Below are 707 nucleotides of genomic sequence, written 5' to 3' on the forward strand. Positions count from 1 at the left end.
CCTTCGATCAGCCCCGGCAGAATTTCATCAATATCGCTGATCGGGAATGCATCGTCCGCATCGTATTCAGACACCGCGCCTTCCGGCCCGGCGCGGTAGCCGTTCCAGATTTCCATGGTGCGATCACGGTCGCGGCAGAACAGCACATACTCACCATACTCGCGCCCCGGCAGCAGCACCATCACCGCTTCCGGTTCGGCGAAACCGGTGAGGTACCAGAAATCGCTGTTCTGCCGGTACGGGTACTCCACGTCCCGGTTGCGAGTGCGCTCCGGGGCGGCAGGCAGAATGGCAATGCTGTTGGGCCCCATGATGGTCATCAGCTCCTGACGACGACGGGCAAACTCCTGGCGGCTGATACTCAAAACGACTCCTTAAATAACGCAACAGGCGGCACGCTTCACGCAACTCACGCAACAAACCAAACGCCTGATCCCCATTAATGGCGGGTTGGCGGTGTTTTATCCGCTGGCGCCGACTCTGGTTTGCCCTGATGGCGCATGACCAGCTCAGTGTAAATCATCAGGGCAGACATACGGCAGTGCTCGGCCACCTGCTCGAACATGTCTTCCTCGGCGTCGCCGTCATCATCCGGCGTAGCCACCTGGCTAATTGCCGCCAGGTCCGACAGTGCTTCCTGCACGCCGGGTGACAGGTCCTTGTCGTGGGTGTTGGCCGAGCCGGTGCCAAAGCCCACCAGGAAGCCT

General features: G+C 60.4%; 2 protein-coding genes. Both read right to left on the reverse strand.

The annotated features are described in order from the left end of the window. Positions 1 to 365 (reverse strand): aminopeptidase P N-terminal domain-containing protein (locus A3754_RS04025; RefSeq protein ID WP_197468438.1); only part of this gene is annotated, 365 nt, incomplete at its 3' end. 74 nt (positions 366 to 439) lie between these two features. Further along, positions 440 to 707: YecA family protein (locus A3754_RS04030; RefSeq protein WP_156496766.1), on the reverse strand; the 268-nt coding region annotated here is incomplete at its 5' end.

This window comes from Alcanivorax sp. HI0083 (assembly GCF_001635175.1).